Source organism: Alkalibacterium psychrotolerans (assembly GCF_054784355.1).
The window spans coordinates 1-18,922 of record NZ_BAAGPH010000138.1 but is presented as its reverse complement, the minus strand read 5'-3'; the positions used below and the strand labels follow the sequence as shown (position 1 = coordinate 18,922).

Annotated in this window: 22 protein-coding genes and 1 rRNA gene; 16 read left to right on the top strand and 7 right to left on the bottom strand. The window is 40.9% G+C overall.

The genetic code is table 11. From position 1 onward, the window contains the following. Positions 1-3: 3 nt before the first annotated feature. Positions 4-846 (bottom strand): ATP phosphoribosyltransferase regulatory subunit, encoded by an 843-nt coding sequence (locus ACYVLS_RS11315; protein WP_460324591.1) that lies wholly within the window; start codon positions 844-846, stop codon positions 4-6. A gap of 80 nt (positions 847-926) precedes the next feature. Between ACYVLS_RS11315 and hisJ the strand changes: the two genes are divergently transcribed. Genes hisJ through ACYVLS_RS11300 form a run of 3 tightly spaced genes read left to right on the top strand, consistent with a single transcriptional unit; the run spans position 927 to position 2,830 of the window. Further along, positions 927-1,763, top strand: coding sequence for a histidinol-phosphatase HisJ (hisJ, locus tag ACYVLS_RS11310; protein WP_460324589.1), 837 nt, complete (start codon positions 927-929; stop codon positions 1,761-1,763). Continuing rightward, complete coding sequence (locus ACYVLS_RS11305; protein WP_460324587.1) at positions 1,756-1,977, top strand: YdbC family protein; 222 nt, start codon at positions 1,756-1,758, stop codon at positions 1,975-1,977. Before hisJ ends, ACYVLS_RS11305 begins: the two co-directional genes overlap by 8 nt. A gap of 46 nt (positions 1,978-2,023) precedes the next feature. Continuing rightward, positions 2,024-2,830: an aldo/keto reductase gene (locus ACYVLS_RS11300; protein WP_460324585.1), complete on the top strand. Its 807-nt coding sequence runs from the start codon at positions 2,024-2,026 to the stop codon at positions 2,828-2,830. A gap of 136 nt (positions 2,831-2,966) precedes the next feature. Here the strand turns inward: ACYVLS_RS11300 and ACYVLS_RS11295 are convergent, their stop codons facing one another. After that, a complete protein-coding gene (locus tag ACYVLS_RS11295; protein ID WP_460324583.1) occupies positions 2,967-3,560 on the bottom strand; it encodes a ribonuclease H1 domain-containing protein in 594 nt (197 codons plus the stop codon). A 137-nt stretch (positions 3,561-3,697) separates the two neighbouring features. Beyond that, on the bottom strand, positions 3,698-4,255 hold the full coding sequence (locus tag ACYVLS_RS11290) for a hypothetical protein (RefSeq protein ID WP_460324581.1): 558 nt from the start codon (positions 4,253-4,255) through the stop codon (positions 3,698-3,700). Positions 4,256-4,391: 136 nt separating this feature from the next. On the opposite strand from ACYVLS_RS11290, the gene cls reads away from it, so the two are divergent. From cls to ACYVLS_RS11260, 6 genes are read left to right on the top strand one after another with little or no spacing between them, the layout of a single operon-like run. After that, the gene (cls, locus tag ACYVLS_RS11285; RefSeq protein WP_460324579.1) at positions 4,392-5,933 is read left to right on the top strand and encodes a cardiolipin synthase; all 1,542 of its coding nucleotides are present in this window, start codon (positions 4,392-4,394) and stop codon (positions 5,931-5,933) included. A gap of 18 nt (positions 5,934-5,951) precedes the next feature. Further along, on the top strand, positions 5,952-6,830 hold the full coding sequence (locus ACYVLS_RS11280; protein ID WP_460324577.1) for an MBL fold metallo-hydrolase: 879 nt from the start codon (positions 5,952-5,954) through the stop codon (positions 6,828-6,830). 53 nt (positions 6,831-6,883) lie between these two features. Continuing rightward, positions 6,884-8,251, top strand: coding sequence for a bifunctional metallophosphatase/5'-nucleotidase (locus ACYVLS_RS11275; RefSeq protein WP_460324575.1), 1,368 nt, complete (start codon positions 6,884-6,886; stop codon positions 8,249-8,251). A gap of 20 nt (positions 8,252-8,271) precedes the next feature. Beyond that, on the top strand, positions 8,272-8,958 hold the full coding sequence (locus ACYVLS_RS11270) for a YutD family protein (RefSeq protein WP_460324573.1): 687 nt from the start codon (positions 8,272-8,274) through the stop codon (positions 8,956-8,958). A gap of 15 nt (positions 8,959-8,973) precedes the next feature. Further along, positions 8,974-9,741 (top strand): TIGR01457 family HAD-type hydrolase, encoded by a 768-nt coding sequence (locus tag ACYVLS_RS11265; protein WP_460324571.1) that lies wholly within the window; start codon positions 8,974-8,976, stop codon positions 9,739-9,741. Between the two features lies 1 nt (position 9,742). Continuing rightward, complete coding sequence (locus tag ACYVLS_RS11260; protein WP_460324569.1) at positions 9,743-10,369, top strand: TIGR01906 family membrane protein; 627 nt, start codon at positions 9,743-9,745, stop codon at positions 10,367-10,369. Positions 10,370-10,435: 66 nt separating this feature from the next. On the opposite strand, the gene ACYVLS_RS11255 is transcribed toward ACYVLS_RS11260, so the two are convergent. Genes ACYVLS_RS11255 through ACYVLS_RS11245 form a run of 3 tightly spaced genes read right to left on the bottom strand, consistent with a single transcriptional unit; the run spans position 10,436 to position 12,485 of the window. After that, positions 10,436-10,945: a phosphatidylglycerophosphatase A family protein gene (locus ACYVLS_RS11255; RefSeq protein WP_460324567.1), complete on the bottom strand. Its 510-nt coding sequence runs from the start codon at positions 10,943-10,945 to the stop codon at positions 10,436-10,438. Positions 10,946-10,977: 32 nt separating this feature from the next. Beyond that, the gene (locus tag ACYVLS_RS11250; RefSeq protein ID WP_460324565.1) at positions 10,978-11,979 is read right to left on the bottom strand and encodes an NAD(P)/FAD-dependent oxidoreductase; all 1,002 of its coding nucleotides are present in this window, start codon (positions 11,977-11,979) and stop codon (positions 10,978-10,980) included. 23 nt (positions 11,980-12,002) lie between these two features. After that, a complete protein-coding gene (locus tag ACYVLS_RS11245) occupies positions 12,003-12,485 on the bottom strand; it encodes a divergent PAP2 family protein (protein ID WP_460324563.1) in 483 nt (160 codons plus the stop codon). A 153-nt stretch (positions 12,486-12,638) separates the two neighbouring features. On the opposite strand from ACYVLS_RS11245, the gene ACYVLS_RS11240 reads away from it, so the two are divergent. After that, a complete protein-coding gene (locus ACYVLS_RS11240; protein ID WP_460324561.1) occupies positions 12,639-13,229 on the top strand; it encodes a peptidylprolyl isomerase in 591 nt (196 codons plus the stop codon). A gap of 28 nt (positions 13,230-13,257) precedes the next feature. Further along, the gene (locus ACYVLS_RS11235; protein ID WP_460324559.1) at positions 13,258-14,112 is read left to right on the top strand and encodes an ROK family protein; all 855 of its coding nucleotides are present in this window, start codon (positions 13,258-13,260) and stop codon (positions 14,110-14,112) included. 97 nt (positions 14,113-14,209) lie between these two features. Here the strand turns inward: ACYVLS_RS11235 and ACYVLS_RS11230 are convergent, their stop codons facing one another. After that, positions 14,210-15,385: a MalY/PatB family protein gene (locus ACYVLS_RS11230; protein WP_460324557.1), complete on the bottom strand. Its 1,176-nt coding sequence runs from the start codon at positions 15,383-15,385 to the stop codon at positions 14,210-14,212. Positions 15,386-15,548: 163 nt separating this feature from the next. Between ACYVLS_RS11230 and ACYVLS_RS11225 the strand changes: the two genes are divergently transcribed. The 5 genes from ACYVLS_RS11225 to ACYVLS_RS11205 form a co-directional block, all read left to right on the top strand. Further along, a complete protein-coding gene (locus ACYVLS_RS11225) occupies positions 15,549-15,932 on the top strand; it encodes a CvfD/Ygs/GSP13 family RNA-binding post-transcriptional regulator (protein ID WP_460324555.1) in 384 nt (127 codons plus the stop codon). A 41-nt stretch (positions 15,933-15,973) separates the two neighbouring features. Further along, positions 15,974-16,363, top strand: a complete 390-nt coding sequence (locus ACYVLS_RS11220; RefSeq protein WP_460324615.1) for a hypothetical protein — start codon at positions 15,974-15,976, stop codon at positions 16,361-16,363. 35 nt (positions 16,364-16,398) lie between these two features. After that, positions 16,399-17,748 carry a glucose-6-phosphate isomerase gene (locus ACYVLS_RS11215; RefSeq protein ID WP_460324553.1) on the top strand — a complete coding sequence of 450 codons (1,350 nt, stop codon included), beginning with the start codon at positions 16,399-16,401 and terminating at the stop codon, positions 17,746-17,748. A 107-nt stretch (positions 17,749-17,855) separates the two neighbouring features. Beyond that, positions 17,856-18,401 (top strand): GNAT family N-acetyltransferase, encoded by a 546-nt coding sequence (locus ACYVLS_RS11210; protein WP_460324551.1) that lies wholly within the window; start codon positions 17,856-17,858, stop codon positions 18,399-18,401. A 388-nt stretch (positions 18,402-18,789) separates the two neighbouring features. Then, positions 18,790-18,922: ribosomal RNA gene (locus ACYVLS_RS11205) — 16S ribosomal RNA — on the top strand; the annotation flags it as partial.

Sequence of the window (18,922 nt, the reverse complement as noted above, 5' to 3'; positions counted from 1 at the left end):
AAATCAGTTGAGATGAGGGAGGTTAAGCGCCATTCCAAAAGCTTTGGATGGACTCGAATACTGACCGCCCGTTACAATAGGTTCAATTGACTGCGATGTGTAAAGCTGCAGAAAAATCCCCTTGTAGTAGGACTGGGGAGGTAGAGAAAATAAATCACTGTACACAGTCGGTATTGTCTGTTGTTCAAGAAGCTGAATCCATTCGTTAATGGCATCAACCGGTTCTTCTAAATCAGGATACTGCTCTTTGGCAAAGCTTAGCTGATTAGTCACGGGCTGACTCATAATCTCAACAACGGGGTGGTTAGAACCAAGTTTGCTGCTTAGTCTGTCCAGGTTTCTTTCTTTAAGGAAGAAGAGTAATTCGTCATCATTCAGTTCTTCGTAAGTGAGCAGTTTTTTCAACAGCGAGTAATGGCTGATGACAGCAACGGAAAACGTCTGCTTCAGACCAGTCTGGATAAAGTCTACCAGATCAGTCATAGATTTTTTCTGTTCTGAAATATTTTCAGTAAAGACTTCTATTCCGAACTGCATTTTCTCCTGACTATAGGGGTAGACAGGTCCTGTATAAGCAATTTTTTCTGTCTGTAACTTGTATTGTTTACGGTAACGGACAATAGCGTCTGTCCAGTCACTTCTAAGGGATAGAAGCGAAGAAGCCGACTGCCATGTGTAGCGGTTAGTCATTGATTTCAAGTCATCTTCAGATAGCTTGTTCCATTTAAACTCTTCGATAATTGAGAGGTCAAGCAGGTCATAACCCAGGTGATTAAAATGATGAAGAAACTCCCATTCTTTCTTTTTCATATCAATTATATGCTGGTTATTTTTGTCGAATAGCATGAACCGTTTCCTCATTTCCATTTTTTTTGAAATTTGATACAATGAACGTATCATAACGATTAAAAAATTCTAACATAAAAATGAAGAATACTAAAGAATCTTTTGTTATTATATACATTAAGGAGGAAACTGTTCTGGAAGACAATCATGTGCACACGAATTATTGCCCTCACGGAACGCCACATTTAATGGAAGAGTATGTCAAAGAGGCAATAAACAACGGACTACAGAAGCTGACCTTTACTGAGCATGCACCACTGGTTATTGAAGATCCCACACCTGAAAAAGACAGCGCAATGTCGATAAAAGACGTGAGTAACTATTTAGAAGAAGGCCAGAGACTAAAGGAAAAATATCAAGGGAGTATTGAAATCAACACTGGCTTTGAAGTTGATTATATAGAAGGGAAGGAGAAGGAGACTCTGGAATTTTTGAACCAGTACCCCCAGACCATTCCGCACTCTATTCTCAGTGTTCATTTTATAAAAATTGACATTAACGAATATTTTTGCATCGATTACAGCAAAGAAGCATTTCTGACGCAGGCCGAAAAGATTGGCTATGATAAGCTGTATCAGCTGTATGAAGAGTCGCTCTATAAAGCCTTGTCTCTCCCCTTTGGAGAACAGACGCCGAAAAAAATAGGCCACATTACTTTGATTAATAAATTCAAGCGTGCCTATACCTTTGAAGACCCTATTAACTGGACAAAGGTACTGGAGAGGGTGAAGCGAAACGGCTATCAGCTGGATTACAATTTTGCCGGTCTGGATAAAGCAGACTACCGAGAGACCTATCCGCCTGAAGAGCTGATTCGAGAGGCACAAAGGCTGGACATCTCATTTTCTACAGGATCGGATGCCCATCAGCCGAAAGAAGTGGCTCGCTATTTTGAAAGGAGTGTTGTAGATGGATAAACTTTCTTATGAGGTGCTTGAACATCTCGCTGTACTGTCGACGTCCCCAAAAGGATGGCGAAAAGAACTGAACCTGGTGAGCTGGAATGACCGGCCGCCCAAATTTGACATCAGAGAATGGAGTCCGGACCATTCCAAGATGAGTAAAGGGATTACATTAAGCAATGAGGAAATGGGAGCATTAAAGAAAAAACTGCTTGAAGTAGATGTATAATCAACGCTATAATTAAAGCGTTAAATGAGAGAAGAGGAGAGGTAGAGTGGAAAAAGTTCGTTTAAATAATGGCATTTCAATACCGTACCTTGGAACTGGAACAAATACTTATGGAAAAGTAAATAATGAGTACACTGGCGAATTGAATGGGAACTTTGAAGCGCTGGAATCTGCAATCAATTTAGGGTATCGATTAATAGATACGGCTATCTCCTATCGAAATGAAGCAGGCGTTGGAAAGACAATAGCGGAGAGCGGTGTGCCGAGAGAAGAATTTTACATTACGACTAAAATACCGGTCGGCGATGACTACATTAAAGACAAAGAGACGGTCAGACAGACGCTGGATAAGAGTCTGGAGAATCTGCAGACAGACTATATTGATTTATATCTGATTCATAAGCCGATTGAAGATGAAGAAAAGCTGCGTCTCACATGGGAAGTTTTAGAAGAGTACGTCAGCAAGGGTAAGATTAAATCAATAGGTGTATCTAATTTTAAAATTGAACACCTCGAAACGCTGGATAAGTTTGCGACAGTCAAGCCTGCAGTCAACCAGATCAAATCGAGTCCAACCGAATGGAACAACGAACTGATTAAATACATGTTCAAGGCGGATATCAGACCTCAAGCTTGGGGGCCGATGAAAGCCACAGATGAACAACAAACTGTATTAGCTGAAATTGGAGACAAGTATGACAAGTCCTGGGCGCAAGTACTGCTGCGTTATCAGACACAGCGTGGGGTGATTGTCATACCGAAATCACATGATTCGGACAATCAGCAGGCCAATCTTGAAAGTTTAGACTTCCAGCTTGATGAAGAAGACATTAAACGCATTGATGGCTTGTAAAATGTAGTTAAGGTCATTAAAAATTCTAACTGGTATTAAGATCAGCATAAAAAACACGACTAATCACTCTTTCATCAGGGTGGCTAGTCGTGTTTTCCTATAGTATTGAGTGTAAGTAATCGAGTGTATAGAAAAGCTATTTCAGAGCATCTTTTGCCAACTGGTCAGCAAGCTCGTTAAACTCTACTCCAGAATGTGCCTTGACTTTGACGAAATCTACCTTTATTTTTGCTGCAAACTTTTTAAAATGAGCAACATAATCTTTAGAAACGGGTTTATTGGCTCGCCAGTTTCCTTTTGCCCACATTTCTATTCCCAGATAGTCGTAAAATATAACGATACGATCGTAGTCATGATTGATTGCCCATTTAATGGCATTCAAAGCGCCGAAACATTCCCCGGCAATCTGAAAGCTGTCGGCATAATCAGAATCATTGTCGGCATTCGCTATAGTTGTCAGAATCGCATTGTCTTTTATCAAAACGACACCGTAACTGTAGCGTTTAGTTGCTTTATCAAACGAACCGTCAACATAAGCGCAAAGCAGCTCGGGATCAGTGGTATCGATAGTTTGGGGTGTATTGTTCACATAATTTTCTGCTTCTTCCTTTGTAGTAAAGGATTTAAATTCAGCGTTCGAAAACCCGCTGATGACTTTTTGTGTGTCAGCCCAAGTGGAGAACACACCTGTCTTTCTGCCTTTTTTTACTGCATAATATTTCTTAGCCATGCGTACTCCTTTAAATTTGATTTAAATTTAACTTTAAAAGAGATACAGGACGTTGTCAATAAAATTAAAAAAAGGAACACTCTGGCTATCAGTGTGTTCCTTTCGACTATAATTATTTTTTTGAAATGTATGTTCAGTTAAAGTAAGGCAGCTTTCTTCTTCTCCAAAATGATAACTGCAGTAAAATGGACCACTGTCCATGCGAGTAGTAACGTAAAGGGAATAAAGAACAGCCAGGATGTTGCGATTATACCTATTGAAGCAACATGCCAGTAAATAAAACCGATACCTATAGTTATCACGCCATGAATATACTGTCTGACTTTCTGCCATTGGTCAATATAGCTTAAGCCTTTCATAATTACTGCAATGAGGAAAGCTACTAAAGCGGCATATCCAAATGGGTTGGTTACGGCCGGGAAGCGAATGGCTGCTATGAGGCTCATTTCTGCGAGTAGATGGAGCCCAATGAGTACGATGCCTGAAAATCCTGCTGCTGCGCTGAATAGGGAATGTTTCCATTCTGATGTCAGTACAATCGCTACCATTGAAAGATAGGCTAAGACGCCAACTGTCATTGAAAAGCTGTGATCAGGAAATGCCGGAATAACGGAACGGACTAATCCGACCAGTGTGATGACCGAGAGCACAATAAAAACAAAAAGGAAAATAGTCTTCTTACTTGCTGATTGCATAAGTAAACCCCTTTCATTATAAGTTAACTTCAGCTTAGCATATTAACCAGACGCTATAAAACAAAAACCCTTTAGGAACTAGTGACAAATCTTATGAAAAAAGGTAGTCTTATATAGAGTATGAGGAGGAGAAACAGTGAGTAAAAAGTGGTTAATGTATTTATTTAAAAGACGTGTCCTGCTGGCCTTGCTAATCATCGTGCAATTCACAATATTTGGTTTTGTCATTAACCAGTCTTTAGGCTATTCCCTATTCTGGGAAACGCTGTTTACGCTTCTTTCTATTGGAGTAGCGCTGCACGTCGTCTGGAAAAAAGGCAAGGAAGCATACAAAATCACCTGGATACTGCAGGTGCTTATTTTTCCTGTATACGGAACCCTTTTTTATATCATGTTTAACCGTCAGACACAGACAAAAAAACTGCAGAGTAAGCTGGAAACATTGTATGCTTTACATAGAAAGGTTAATCCGGTCGATGAAGAGATACTGGAGTCAGCTAAAAAGAAATACCCAGATTATGGCCGACTGATGCATTACCTGTCTCATTCCGGTCATTATCCATTGTATGAAGAGACAAATACGACCTATTATCCATTAGGAGAAGATTTTTTTGAAGGAATGAAGAAGGCAATTGTAGAGGCTGAAGAGTATATATTCTTCGAATTTTTCATCGTCGCCGAAGGGAAAATGTGGCAGACCTTGCTGGACTTACTGAGTGAAAAGGCCGCTAGCGGTGTGGACGTCAGAATTATGTTCGATGACATCGGCAGTTTTGTTACACTGCCATCCGATATTGTAAAGCAGCTCGAAGCAAAAGGGATTCAGACACGTGTCTATAACCCTTTTCATCCGATTGTCACTTCGTCTCATAACAACCGGGATCACAGGAAAATTTTGTCAATTGATGGTAAAGTGGCCTTTACAGGCGGGGTCAATATCGCGGATGAGTACATTAATGAGATTGAACGCTTTGGTCACTGGAAAGACAACGGCATTAAGCTGGAAGGGAAAGGCGCCTGGGGCTTGACCTTGATTTTCCTAGAACTGTGGGAAACAATGGACTCGGATTTAACTGAAGAATCCATTAGAAAGCTGATGCCGGAGTTTAGCGAAACCGCTAATCAGACTGGAACCACATTTGTTCAGCCTTTTGCAGATAGTCCAACTGACAAGAAAAATTACGGGGAGCATGTCTTCATAAAATTGATTCATGCCGCAAAAGAATCCGTGACTATTTTCACACCCTATCTTATATTGGATGAGAACCTTGAAACGGCCCTGATACTGGCTGCTGAAAGTGGTGTCGATGTAAAAATCGTCACGCCAAAGCAATGGGACAAGTATCTAGTTCATTTAACTACCCGCTCCTATTACAAGGAGTTAATTGATGCAGGGGCCCGCATTTATGAATACACCAGTGGGTTCATGCATGCAAAAATGGTGCTGATCGATGAAGAAGTTGCTCTGGTTGGCACAATTAATTTCGACTACCGCAGTTTGTATTTGCATTTTGAAAATGCAGTGGTCCTTTATGGCGGGCCAGTGATACAGGAGATACAGGAAGACATCGATGAGACTTTAAGTATAAGTGAAGAAATTAAAGCGGACAGCTTATCAGAATCATTTGCAACACGGCTGAGGAACAGTGTCCTGAGGCTGTTTGCACCGCTTATGTAAGATGGAAAGGAGTTCATAATGGATACATTGAAACTAGGGAATACCAAAGTGACATGGCTCAATGGAGGCGTGACGAAGATGGATGGGGGAGCTATGTTTGGCCCAGTTCCCAAACCGCTCTGGAGCAGAAAGTACCCCTGCAATGAGAGGAATCAGATTGAGCTGGTGACTGAACCGATGCTGGTCGAAAAAGAGGGAGCACATTACCTGATAGATGGCGGAATCGGCAAAGACCGTTTGACCGAAAAACAACTGAAAAACTTTGGTGCTGCAGAAGGGTCTCCTATTGAAGAGGATTTGGCAGAGCTGAATCTGACACCGGAACAGATAGACAAGGTTCTGATGACCCACCTTCATTTCGATCATGTAGCTGGACTGGTTAAAAATAATGGCGACAAACTAATCTCTGCCTTTCCGAATGCAGAGATTATAGTTGAAAGAAGAGAATGGGAAGCTATTCAGCAGCCTAGGAAACGAACACAAGGCACGTACTGGGAAGACAACTGGAAAACAATAAAAGACCAAGTGGTTATTTTTGATTCATACTATGAGGCAGCCGAAGGTATAGAATTATTTCATACAGGCGGACACAGCTTTGGCCACTGTCTGGTCAAGCTGACAGATGGGGACAATGTGGCTGTTCATTTTTCAGACATCCTGCCGACACACGCACATATCAATCCGCTTTGGGTTACGGCCTTTGATGATGTTCCCTTAGACACTATTGAGGCAAAAGAAAAATGGCTTCCTGAAGCAATGACTAATCAGTGGGTGCTTCTATTTTATCACGATGCTTACTACAGAGCTTTGAAGTTTAAGGGTAGCGCTAAAGAGGGGCAGGTCGTCTTGAGGCGTTCCAAGAAACCGGCGATTGAGTTCGACGTGCCTTTTAATTAAAGGTAGAACAGTTATAATGAAGAATAAGTAGAGACTGTACAAGGGAGAAATTAGTGGACAGACTGACAATATACCATACGAACGATATTCATTCCCAATTAGCTTACTGGCCGAGAATGGCTGCCTTCTTATCTAGTGTGAAACGTGAAGACCACAGTGGTAGCGTTCTGGCGTTTGACTGCGGAGATGCAGCAGACCGAACCCATCCGCTTGCTGAAGCAACAGATGGTAAAGCAATTATAGACTTACTCAATGAAGCGAATTATGATGCCGTTACAATTGGAAATAACGAAGGTATGGGCAATACAAAAGAACAATTAAATACATTATACACATCTGCCAATTTCCCAGTTGTTCTGTCTAATTTATTTCATTCAGATACAGGGAAACAACCTGATTGGGCAGAAGAAATTTTAATCAAAGAAGTGGGACAGTCTTATAAAGTGGGCATCATTGCCTGTACAATCCCCTTACCGACCAGTTATACTGCTCTTGGCTGGAAGGTAGCGGATCCGATAGAAACGATTCAGACCATGATAACAAAGTATCAGGACACTGTAGATGGCTTTATTATTCTGAGTCACCTTGGGCTGAGAACAGATCGAAAAATAGCCTCTCGTTTCAGCAATGTGCTGGCAGTTCTAGGTGGGCACACGCACCACTTACTACCTTCAGGAGAAAAGGTGAACAATACAATGATTGCCGGTGCCGGTAAATTCGGCACACACATAGGGCAAGTCACTCTCGAGTGGGATGACGACGGCCATTGTCATTCCTCCGCAAAAGTTATTGAAGCAGCCAGTGAGCTGCCGCCAGTTCCTGATGAGGAAGAGACCACAGCAGACTATATCGAACGTGGGAAAACCCTGCTGGAAAATCAGGTCATTACCCGACTGTCAGAACCGTTAACAGTCAAAGGGGATGGTGAGAAGGACTTTGTTTCATTGACTCTTGAAGCAATGATGAAGCTTTCCAAAGCAGATGCGTCTGTCATCAACTCGGGCCTGTTTTTAAATGAACTGCCGGCAGGAGCCCTTAATTACAAGCAGCTCCATGAAGCACTCCCACACCCGATGCGCCTGGTCACGGTCAAGCTGACAGGGAAGCACATCATCAGTCTGATTCATTCAATGGAAAGTCAGAAAAACGAGTTAAGAAATCTTTCTGTAAAAGGTTTTGGCTTTCGCGGAAAAGTCTTCGGTGATATCTGCTATGAACAGATCGCTATCAATAAGGATGAGATCTATATTAATAGTGAAAAAGTAGTGGAAGATAGGGAGTATACTGTTGTGACAGTGGATTATTTCCTGTATGTCTCGTACTTTCCTGTACTGAATTACAGTGAGGAAATAAGTATGATTAGTCCCGAGTTTCTTAGAACCATTGTTGCGGACTATTTGAAAGAGATGCCCACAATTTAGAAAGAGAGGAAAGATCAAGAGTGACTAAAAATGATGAAAAAAATAAAGAAACCATTGATGAAGATAAAATTGAAGCCATTATAAAAGAAGAAAAGCTGATAAAAAAGCTGGATTCCGAAACGCTTCAGATCAAAGAGGATAAGTATCAGATTAAAACGAATTACAGGGACGCTCTGGACTTGGAATTACTGGAAGAAAGATACAGTGATTTACTGGAAAAATACGACTATATTGTTGGGGACATGTCTTATGGAAAGTTAAGGTTGAGAGGCTTCTATCATGACAGCAATAAAAAAGCACCGATAGACATGAAATTCTCACACCTTGATGATTACCTGCTGGAATACTGCAGTTTCGGCTGTGCTTATTTTGTTCTGGAGAGTCTGGAGACGAAAAAGAAAAACCGCTCCTATCCCAATACAGATACTGATTACAAAACTTCTTCGCGACCAAACCAGCGAAGACAGTCGGACAAGAGCAAGAAGAAGCCTTACAAGAAAAATAAAAATGAGAAAGCTAAGTCTTCCGGTCATAAGCAATCGAATGCTCCTTCAGCTGATAAAAAGAAGAAAAATAAACCATTTACCAAAAAGAACCGTACGGATAACAAACCAAATAAGAAGCCGGATAAGAAAACAGAAGAAAAAGTACAGGACGTTAAGAATGAAAAAGGCAATACACGTTTTCAAATAAGAAAGAAAAAGTAGAGGGGCACAAGTATAATGGATACCACGTACAAAGGTTACTTGATTGATCTGGATGGAACAATGTACAAGGGAAAAGAATCGATTAAAGAGGCACCGGGCTTTATCAGGCGTCTAAAAGACAGTCAAGTACCGTATTTGTTCCTGACAAACAATTCGACAAGTACACCTGAAGAAGTAGCCATCCGATTACAAGCGCAGTTTAATGTCCCGGCCAAGCCGGAAGAAGTTTACACAAGTTCGCTCGCAGCTGCGGATTATGTGAAATCCTTAAAAGGCAACAGAGTGTATGTTGTTGGTGAGAAAGGGTTAAGGCATGCACTGACAGAGACAGGTTGTGACTTGGTTGAGGAGGATATCGATCATGTTGTAGTCGGTCTGGATACACAGCTGACCTATGAGAAATGTGTCACTGCCAGTCTGGCGATACAGAATGGAGCCAGTTTTATTGCGACAAACAAAGATACGAACCTCCCTAATGAAAGAGGATTGGTACCTGGAGCAGGTTCCATAGTTGCTCTGATTGAGAAATCGACTCGTGTCAAACCAGTATTCGTCGGTAAACCTGAATCTTTTATTATGGAATCGGCTTTAAATAGACTTAATTTGGATAAAAAGGATGTATTGATGGTAGGGGATAACTATGAAACAGATATTCTTGCCGGTATAAATAATGGAATAGATACGCTGCTTGTGCTGACAGGCTTCACAAAAGAAGAAGACCTGAATACTGTGGCTGATCAGCCTACGCATGTTGTCGCTACTCTTGATGAATGGAGCGTTTAGGGTGAGTCTCGTTAAGAAAACTGCAGGATTGACCAGCCTGGTGTTATTTATCATCACTGCCAGCATCGGTTTTGTTATTTTATTTACACCTCTTTATTACGCTACAGCCTGGCTGCATGATCTGCCTGAGCAGTTGAATCTATCATTTGGAACTTTAGTGGAAAACTATCATGTACTGCTGCGCTATCTTCATTTTCCATGGATTCAGGAACTGAACATGCCTGATTTTCCTTCTTCCGAAAGTGGTTTATTTCATTTCTGGGAAGTCAAGCTGCTCTTTTACTTAAATTACGGCATACTTCTGCTCTCCGGAATCGGCAGTTTTTTCTATCTGCGTTACGTGAAGAGAAACAGGAAACTATGGAGTTTAGAAAAGCCATTTTTCATTGCCAGCCTGGTTCCGCCGGCACTCCTGTTTTTATTGACCGTGAATTTTAACCGGATGTTTGTTCTGTTTCATGAAATCTTTTTCAATAATGATGCCTGGTTGTTTAACCCGGCTACCGATCCGATTATATTAGCACTGCCGCAGGAATTCTTTATGTACTGCTTTATCCTATTCTTTCTGCTGACAGAAGGGGCTTTTATTTTCCTTTACAGATATTCCAGAAAAAATGGATTCAAATAAAGAAACGCGTAAGTAATAGAGAGAGTATGGTCTCTATTACTTACGCGTTTTTGTTTAGTCACTGTACTATTTCATTACATCTGATATTTCCGGATTGTCATGAGCAAGTCGACTCGCGGCTGCGGCTGCAATCGCTCCGACGATATCATCCAGGAAGGTATGTGTTTCCTTTGTATTTTTATGGTCATCCAGACGTGCAATAACTTTAGGCTTAGTCTTATCGAGGTAGCCGTAGTTGGTAAAGCCAATTGAGCCGTATACGTTGACGATGGATAAAGCAAGAATTTCATCAATTCCATACAGGCCTTCATCCTCTTTTATAATTTCCTGCAACGGACTGGACAAGAGCCCTTTTTCACAGAGAACATCCAGTTCCACTCCTGTTAGAATGGTGTTTTGAACTTCTCTTTTTCGCATGACTGCTTGAACATTTTCCATGCATAAGTCCATTGTAATGTCAGAAAGGTAGGGTCTTTGAAGATCATATACCAGTTCGGCTATTTCATCAAGAGACACGCCTCTTTCTTTTAGGCGCTGTAGTGCAAAATTGTGTAAGTCTGATCCTTTTTGTACCATTGTAATTCCTCCTAATAAGTTTTCTGTCTGCATTAATCTTCAAAAGACAGTTTCGTACTTTGGATGGGTTGGGCATGTTCTTCTGGATAGATTGAGTGAATGGCGTGATTGACAGCCGTGGGGGCTTCTCCAAAACCGGTAGCAATCAGCTTTAGCTTGCCGTCAAAGGTGTTGCAGTCTCCTGCAGAATAAATTCCTTTAACGGACGTTTCCATCTTGGAGTTCACCACAATATCTGTCTGTTTCATATCAATGTTCCATTTCTTTACAGGTCCCACTGAAGAAATGAAACCATAGTTTACAATAAAGTAATCCAGCTCAAGTTCAATTGTTTTATCACTGCGTGGTTCTTTAAAACTGACTGCACTTAGTTTTCCATTGTCATCAATCAGTTCGTGGGGAATATAAGGTGTGTGAATCTCCACACTTGACGATTTCAGCATCTCCACTGTACCTTGGTGAGCTCTAAAGCGGTCTCGGCGGTGAACTAAAATAACTTTTTCAGCTATAGATTCCAAGGTCAATGCCCAGTCAACAGCAGTATCCCCCCCGCCACAGATGACGACAGTTTTATCTTTATACTGATCCAGTTCCTTGACAATGTAATGCAGATTATCTTCTTCATACTTATCTGAATCGGGTAAAGCCAGTTTTCTCGGTTGAAATGATCCTTGCCCAGTTGTAACAATAATGGTTTTAGAGTAATGTTCGCCACGAGACGTTCTGATTTTAAATAGATACTCATCCAGCTGTTCAATTTCAAGTACTTCTTCATCTAGACAAATCGTCTGATCAAAATGCTGCATCTGGGCTGTTAGCTGATGGACGAGTTCTTTCCCCGTAACTCCGGCATAACCACCTACATCGTATATGGTTTTCTCCGGATAGAGGAGAGACACTTGACCACCCAATACCGGCAAGGATTCAATGAGTTTGGTTTTTGCATTTCTCATCCCTGCATAGAAAGCGGCAAACATGCCAACGGGCCCACCCCCGATAATAGTAATGTCGTAAAGTTCATCTGGTACTGTCAAAACTAACCCTCCATCTAATTCTTTTAATAAAACAAACCGATAATTAAAGCAATGGCAATTCCTGATAGAATACCGAAGAATACTTCAATGGGCTTGTGACCTAAATATTCCCTGGATTGACGTTCTTCTTCCTCCATTTTACGTATATCCTGATGCGAATAATGCGTAAAGGTTTTGCGAAGATTTTCAAAATCAGCCAGGAGTTCATTTATTAATATGCCGTGTTCGCCGCTTTGACGTCTGACACCCATCGAATCAAAAATGACAATGACGCCAAAAGTGGAGGCTACTGCAACGAGAGGAGACTGAACACCATAATCTATCAGTAAACTGGTTATCAGAGCAGAAACACCTGCAGAGTGGGAGCTGGGCATGCCGCCAGTAGAAGTGGCCAGAGCCATGGAAGACGGTCGTTTTAAAATAAAAGCTACGGGAATCTTAATGATCTGGGAAATGATGATGGCAGAAAAAGCTGCCATAAGCTGATAATTATTAAATAGTGTCATAACAGAACGTCCTTTATTGTGAGTTAAAATCTCTTTAATAATAACATGAATAAACAGCAAGTTTGATTAAAATGTGTTACATTCGGAAAATTATTGGAAAAACAGGCAAACTAAGGTAAACTATATGGAGATATAACTTAGGAGGAATTATTAATGAATACATTTCCACAACTGAACTTGGAACAGTCAACTGGTCCGAAAGTGACACTTAAAACAAACATGGGGGACATCACGTTACAGCTCTTCCCTGAAGAAGCACCTAAAACAGTAGAAAACTTTGTAGGCTTAGCAGAAAAAGGTTACTATGACGGCGTTATTTTTCACCGGGTTATTCCTAACTTTATGATTCAGGGTGGCGACCCGACTGGAAGTGGTATGGGAGGAGACAGTCTGTTTGGTGGATCATTTGAAGATGAATTCAGCTCGTCTCTGTTCAACCTAAAAGGGGCACTATCCATGGCTAATGCCGGTCCCAATACGAATTCCAGCCAGTTCTTCATCGTTACGATGAGTGACCTTCCTGAACAGATGGCATCGCAATTGGAAGATGCTGGTTTTCCTGAAGAAATTATTACTGCCTACAAAGAAAAGGGCGGAACGCCTTGGCTGGATCAGAAGCATACAGTATTTGGACATGTAGTGGACGGTTACGATGTAGCTGAAGCTATTCAGAAAGTAGACAGAAATGCTATGGATAAGCCGAATAAAGATGTCGTTATTGAATCTGTTTCAATAGAAAAATAAAAGTTAACTAGAGAACAGGAGCGTTTGCATGTTAGGAGCTATAGAAGCAGGGGGAACTAAATTTGTTGTAGCGGTCAGCAACGAGGACTTATCCATTGTTGAGCGTGCTTCTTTTCCCACTACTAATCCTGAAGAAACATTTGCACATGTATTTAAATTTTTTGATCAGTATGATTTGGATGCCATAGGGGTCGGGTCTTTTGGTCCCATAGATGTCAATGCCAACTCAAATACTTACGGTTACGTGACGTCAACCCCAAAGCCAGGCTGGCAGAATACTGATTTTGTCGGACAATTGAAGGACAGATATAAGGTTCCGGTCGGCTGGACAACGGATGTTAATGCAGCGGCACTTGGTGAGTTAAACAAAGGCGCTGCGGTTGGCAAAGATTCCTGTCTGTATTTAACAGTTGGGACTGGAGTCGGTGGTGGAGCTGTTATAGATGGCAAACCACTTGAAGGCTTCGGCCATCCGGAAATGGGTCACTTGCTGGTGCGCAGACACCAGAATGACACGTATGGAGGAAACTGTCCTTTTCATAATGATTGTCTGGAAGGCCTGGCAGCCGGACCGGCAATTGAGAAGCGCTACGGAAAGAAAGCTCAAGAGTTATCAGACCAGAATGAGGTCTGGGAAATAGAAGCTGACTACCTTGCCCAAGCATTAATGTCTTACACGCTCATATTGAGCCCAGAAAAAATCATTTTAGGCGGAGGCGTCATGAAGCAGTCGCAGTTATTCCCGCTGATCCGTCAGAAGTTTGCTGAGCTGCTTAATGAATACGTTGAAACACCCGATTTGGATGAATACATTGTTCCGCCAGCACTGGAAGATAACGCGGGAATTACCGGTTGTCTGATACTGGCTGACAGAGCTCGATAATCAAAAAGGCGATTACCTGAAAAAAACGGTAATCGCCTTTTTGCATAGTGATTCAGTTCCAGTGTTTTATTTATGAGTAAGAGTCTGTTATAAATATTCAGCCTTTGTGAATAGCGAAAACTTTTTTTATTCGTGCCAAGCCTTCTAATAGAACAGATCGCGGTACGGCGAAGTTAAGACGCATGTACTCAGGAGCGTTAGAGCCATAACTCAGCCCGTCATTCAGGCCGATTTTTCCTATTTCGGCAAAAACTTTCTTAATTTTGCTGCTCTCAATGTTAAGAGTAGAAGCATCAAACCAGAAGAGATAGGTTGATTCAGGGACCATAAACTCTACATCAGGCAACTCGTTCTCAAAGAAATCGATAATGGCTTTCCGGTTTTCATCTAAATAGTGAAGCAGTGCACTGTGCCATTCATTAGACTGATTAAAAGCGGCTTCCGTCGCACACATGCCAAAACTGTTGATGATATCCAATTCAGTCTGCTGCTGGACAGCTTTAATTTTTGCCTTTAGTTTTCCATCGAGGACGATGATGAATGAGGCTTTCACACCAGCCAGGTTAAAGGTTTTTGTAGCTGAATGGAACGTGATGACCCATTTTTTGTATTCGTCTCGCAGCGTTACTGGTGAGACCATTTCATTAGGAGCATAAACAAGATCACTGTGAATTTCATCACTGATGAGTAGCACATTGTGTTTGATACAAAGGGTGACCAGTTTATCCAGTTCTTCTCTGGACCAGACCCGGCCTCCAGGATTATGGGGGTTACTTAGAATAAACAGTTTGATGTTGTTTTCAGCCATCTGCTTATCGATGTCCTCAAAATTCATAACGTACTTTTTATCACGCGTTAATAAAGCGGACCGGAATACTTTGCGATTATTCTTTTTTACCATGGAGGAAAAAGGAGTATACACCGGATCGTGAATCAGCACACCGTCTCCTTCTTCAGTAAAAGCCTGAACAGCTACAGCAATGGAGGACAAGACACCCGGTGAAAACCTGATATGACTACGTTTCAAATCCATTCCGTGATGCTTTGCCTGCCAGTCTATAACTGCCTGGTAGAGTGAATCTTTTGGAAAAGTGTAGCCGAGCGCTTCATTGCGCACCATATTAATAAGGGCTTCTTTGACGGGTTCGGGGTTGTCAAAATCCATGTCTGCTACCCACATTGGCAGAACATCCGTGCTTCCGAAAAGTCGTTCCGCTTTATCCCACTTTATACTGCCAGTGTCTTTACGGTTAATCAGTACGTTAAAATCCATCCAATCGCTCCTCCGTTGAAATAATACTTAGTTCAAGTATTAGCTATACGACCGGAAAAATCAACCATACTTTACCGCAATCTCAATTTCCAATATGCCTCTATTCATGCTATACTGTTCTATGATGATTTTAAGAGAAACCATGATGACGGAGGGGGAATTCATGGTGTACAAGATTGGACAAAAAGTAAGAGGTGAAGTTATAGGGATTCAGCCTTATGGTGTGTTTGTCGCAATAGATGAAGAAACACAAGGTTTGATTCATATATCGGAGCTTAAACATGGCTATATTAAAGAAATTTCCGACATCGTTAACAAAGGCGATACAATAGAAGTACTCATCATGGATATCGATGAGCATTCCAAAAAAATCAGCTTGTCACTGCGCGCTCTGCAGAAGCCTAAATTTCATCCTTTTTCTAATAGAAGAAACATCTCCAGATATGGAAGAAAAACAGGCAAAGGGTTCCAGTCTATTGATGAAAAATTACCGAATTGGGTTGAAAATGCACTGAAAGAAATTGATTCTCAAAAGAACAGTAGCTAATCTTTTATTAATTTATACGTAGAAGGGTGTTAATCGATTTGATGAGAGAAAACCATTATGTTGCATGCACGATTATGGTTAAAGACACAGACGGACGGTATGTATTTCTTGTAAGCGAGGAAAAGGATGGCTATGCTTTTCTAGCTACTCAAATAAAGCCTGAACGGACGGGATTGGCGAGTGTCATCGACCGTCTGAAGGAAGTCGCGTCGTTTAAGATAGATTATCTGGAGTTGAACGAACTGACCAATGCGGTTGTGAAAAATACCAGCATACCACTCTTTGTGTTTCTTTATGATGATGAAGAAGCAACTGATCCTAATGATCTGCTTTTAGAAGAGACGGATTTGTCGTGGGTTCATTCAGAGAATGTCATCTCTACTTTGGAGCAATGGAAATTTTCAGGTGTTCCGCAGTTCTTACTTATATAAAAAATAAATAATAGTTAAATGGAGGAATAGTATTTATGTCAACAGTTAAATTTGATCACTCAATGGTAACAGGGAAATTTATCAATGAAGACGAACTAGGCAACATGGAACCACAGGTTACTTCTGCACATACACTCCTGCATGAAAAGACTGGACCAGGTAACGAATTTTTAGGATGGGTAGACCTGCCGTCTGATTACGATAAAGAAGAATTCAGCCGTATCGAAAAAGCTGCAGACAAAATAAAAGAAGATTCTGACCTGCTTATAGTTATTGGTATCGGCGGATCTTATCTAGGTGCAAAAGCTGCACTAGATTTCTTAAATCATTCTTTCCATAATGAACTGTCTAAAAACGACCGACAAGTGCCGCAAGTTTTCTTTGCTGGGAACAACATTAGTTCAACCTATATCAGTGACCTTATCGAAGTTATTGGAGACAAGGATTTCTCTGTTAATGTTATATCAAAATCGGGCACAACAACTGAACCTGCTTTGGCTTTCAGAGTGTTCAAGAAACTTCTAATCGATAAATACGGTGAAGAAGAAGCTAAAGGCAGAATTTATGCGACAACGGATAAAGAAAAAGGTGCTTTGAAGTCACTAGCCGATGCAGAAGGCTATGAAACCTTTGTTATTCCTGATGATGTAGGTGGACGCTTCTCAGTTCTGACTGCTGTAGGCTTACTTCCTATTGCTGTTGGTGGAGGAGATATTAATGCATTAATGGAAGGCGCAGCACAGGCTCGTCAAGATCTTTCAGTAAACGATATGGAAAATAACCTTGCCTATCAGTATGCCGCGTTGAGAAATATACTTTACCGTAAAGGCAAAGTAACAGAGCTTTTAATTAACTACGAACCAAAACTGCAATATCTTTCAGAATGGTGGAAACAGTTATTTGGAGAATCTGAAGGGAAAGATCAGAAGGGCATTTATCCTTCCAGCGCTAACTTTTCTACAGACTTGCATTCACTAGGTCAATATATTCAAGAAGGCCGCCGAAATCTTTTTGAAACAGTTATTAAAATCGAAAAACCAGGAAAAGCACTATCAATTCCTGAAGAAGCAGAAGACTTGGATGGTTTAGGCTACCTGGAAGGCAAAGAGATTGACTTTGTAAATACTAAAGCATTCCAGGGAACATTACTTGCCCACACAGATGGAGAAGTTCCAAACTTTGTCATCACTATTCCTGATACATCTGCCTATACTTTAGGTTATTTATTCTACTTCTTTGAAATCAGTGTAGCGATTTCCGGTTATCTGAACAGCGTTAATCCGTTTGATCAGCCTGGTGTCGAAGCATATAAGAAGAATATGTTTGCATTGCTTGGTAAACCGGGTTTTGAAGACTTAGCAGATGAACTTAATAACCGACTGTAAGACAATTACTGAAGTGACTAAAGAAAAGGCCCAAGGGGTCTTTTCTTTTTCTTTATTTATTCGTCCTTTTACTATAGAATGTTAATTTACGAGGGGGATGACATAGGATGAATGACATACAAATTAAAACAGCCCAGCCAACCGACTTGGATTTAATTACATCTCTTCTTTATGACACAGCACTTTGGATTAAAGAAAAAGGATCAACCCAGTGGGCAGGATTGTTGAAAGGTGAAGATGTTCATGGTGTATCTTCGGCTATTGAACGTGGAGAGGTTTATCTGGTATATGCAAAATCTGACTTAGTCGGTACACTAGCCTTGTGGGATAAGCAGACAGCCTGGGACAGTGATTTATGGGGAAAGGATACGTCCAGTGAATTTTATTACCTTCATAGAATAGCTGTTGAAAAGAACCAGCATGGTAAAAACAGAGGGAAACTACTCATAGATGCTGCGAAAAAACTCTGCACCAGTAATGATAAAGAGGGTATCCGTTTAGACTGCATAGCAAGCAAGCCTTACTTGAATAGTTTTTATCAAGCTAACGGATTTACTTATGTTAAAACGATACATGAGTATGATAATGGAGAAGGACTGCAGGACTATAATCTCTATCAAATTAATTTGAAAAAAGTGAAGAAAATATATTGACTATTTATTCGAGGCCTGTTATTATTAATCTCGTTGCTGCAAAACATAATTGTTTCCAGCCAACAAAAATTGTTTAATATAATTGTTGACTCTCAGTTAACAATGAGTTATAATAAAATAGCTGTCATACGAGCAAAGGTAACGCTTACAGATTTAATTGATTTAAATTGAATTTTAAAAAAAGTGTTGACATTAAATCGGCATGATGGTACGATATAAAAGTTGCTGCTAAACGCGGCGACGACAAACGAACGAGATAGATCTTTGAAAACTGAACAAAGTAGAAATAACCAAATGTGCAGGTGTCTTCGGTTCAATCTGATTGAATCAAGACAACACAACGAGTTAACACAGTTAACTCACAATTTTTAAATGAGCTTTTCAAACTTAAAAAGAGAGTTTGATCCTGGCTCAGGACGAACGCTGGCGGTATGCCTAATACATGCAAGTCGAACGCTGAAGCACTCTGCTTGCAGAGTGTGGATGAGTGGCGAACGGGTGAGTAACACGTGGGTAACCTG

Coding starts and splice junctions, on each gene's coding strand:
- ACYVLS_RS11230 (WP_460324557.1), bottom strand. CDS start 15,385: ATGGATTTTAACGTACTGATTAACCGTAAAGACACTGGCAGTATAAAG.
- ACYVLS_RS11255 (WP_460324567.1), bottom strand. CDS start 10,945: ATGGTACAAAAAGGATCAGACTTACACAATTTTGCACTACAGCGCCTA.
- ACYVLS_RS11215 (WP_460324553.1), top strand. CDS start 16,399: ATGTCAACAGTTAAATTTGATCACTCAATGGTAACAGGGAAATTTATC.
- ACYVLS_RS11295 (WP_460324583.1), bottom strand. CDS start 3,560: ATGGCTAAGAAATATTATGCAGTAAAAAAAGGCAGAAAGACAGGTGTG.
- ACYVLS_RS11305 (WP_460324587.1), top strand. CDS start 1,756: ATGGATAAACTTTCTTATGAGGTGCTTGAACATCTCGCTGTACTGTCG.
- ACYVLS_RS11245 (WP_460324563.1), bottom strand. CDS start 12,485: ATGACACTATTTAATAATTATCAGCTTATGGCAGCTTTTTCTGCCATC.
- ACYVLS_RS11265 (WP_460324571.1), top strand. CDS start 8,974: ATGGATACCACGTACAAAGGTTACTTGATTGATCTGGATGGAACAATG.
- ACYVLS_RS11235 (WP_460324559.1), top strand. CDS start 13,258: ATGTTAGGAGCTATAGAAGCAGGGGGAACTAAATTTGTTGTAGCGGTC.
- ACYVLS_RS11280 (WP_460324577.1), top strand. CDS start 5,952: ATGGATACATTGAAACTAGGGAATACCAAAGTGACATGGCTCAATGGA.
- ACYVLS_RS11290 (WP_460324581.1), bottom strand. CDS start 4,255: ATGCAATCAGCAAGTAAGAAGACTATTTTCCTTTTTGTTTTTATTGTG.
- ACYVLS_RS11240 (WP_460324561.1), top strand. CDS start 12,639: ATGAATACATTTCCACAACTGAACTTGGAACAGTCAACTGGTCCGAAA.
- ACYVLS_RS11210 (WP_460324551.1), top strand. CDS start 17,856: ATGAATGACATACAAATTAAAACAGCCCAGCCAACCGACTTGGATTTA.
- ACYVLS_RS11220 (WP_460324615.1), top strand. CDS start 15,974: ATGAGAGAAAACCATTATGTTGCATGCACGATTATGGTTAAAGACACA.
- ACYVLS_RS11225 (WP_460324555.1), top strand. CDS start 15,549: ATGGTGTACAAGATTGGACAAAAAGTAAGAGGTGAAGTTATAGGGATT.
- hisJ (WP_460324589.1), top strand. CDS start 927: ATGAAGAATACTAAAGAATCTTTTGTTATTATATACATTAAGGAGGAA.
- ACYVLS_RS11315 (WP_460324591.1), bottom strand. CDS start 846: ATGCTATTCGACAAAAATAACCAGCATATAATTGATATGAAAAAGAAA.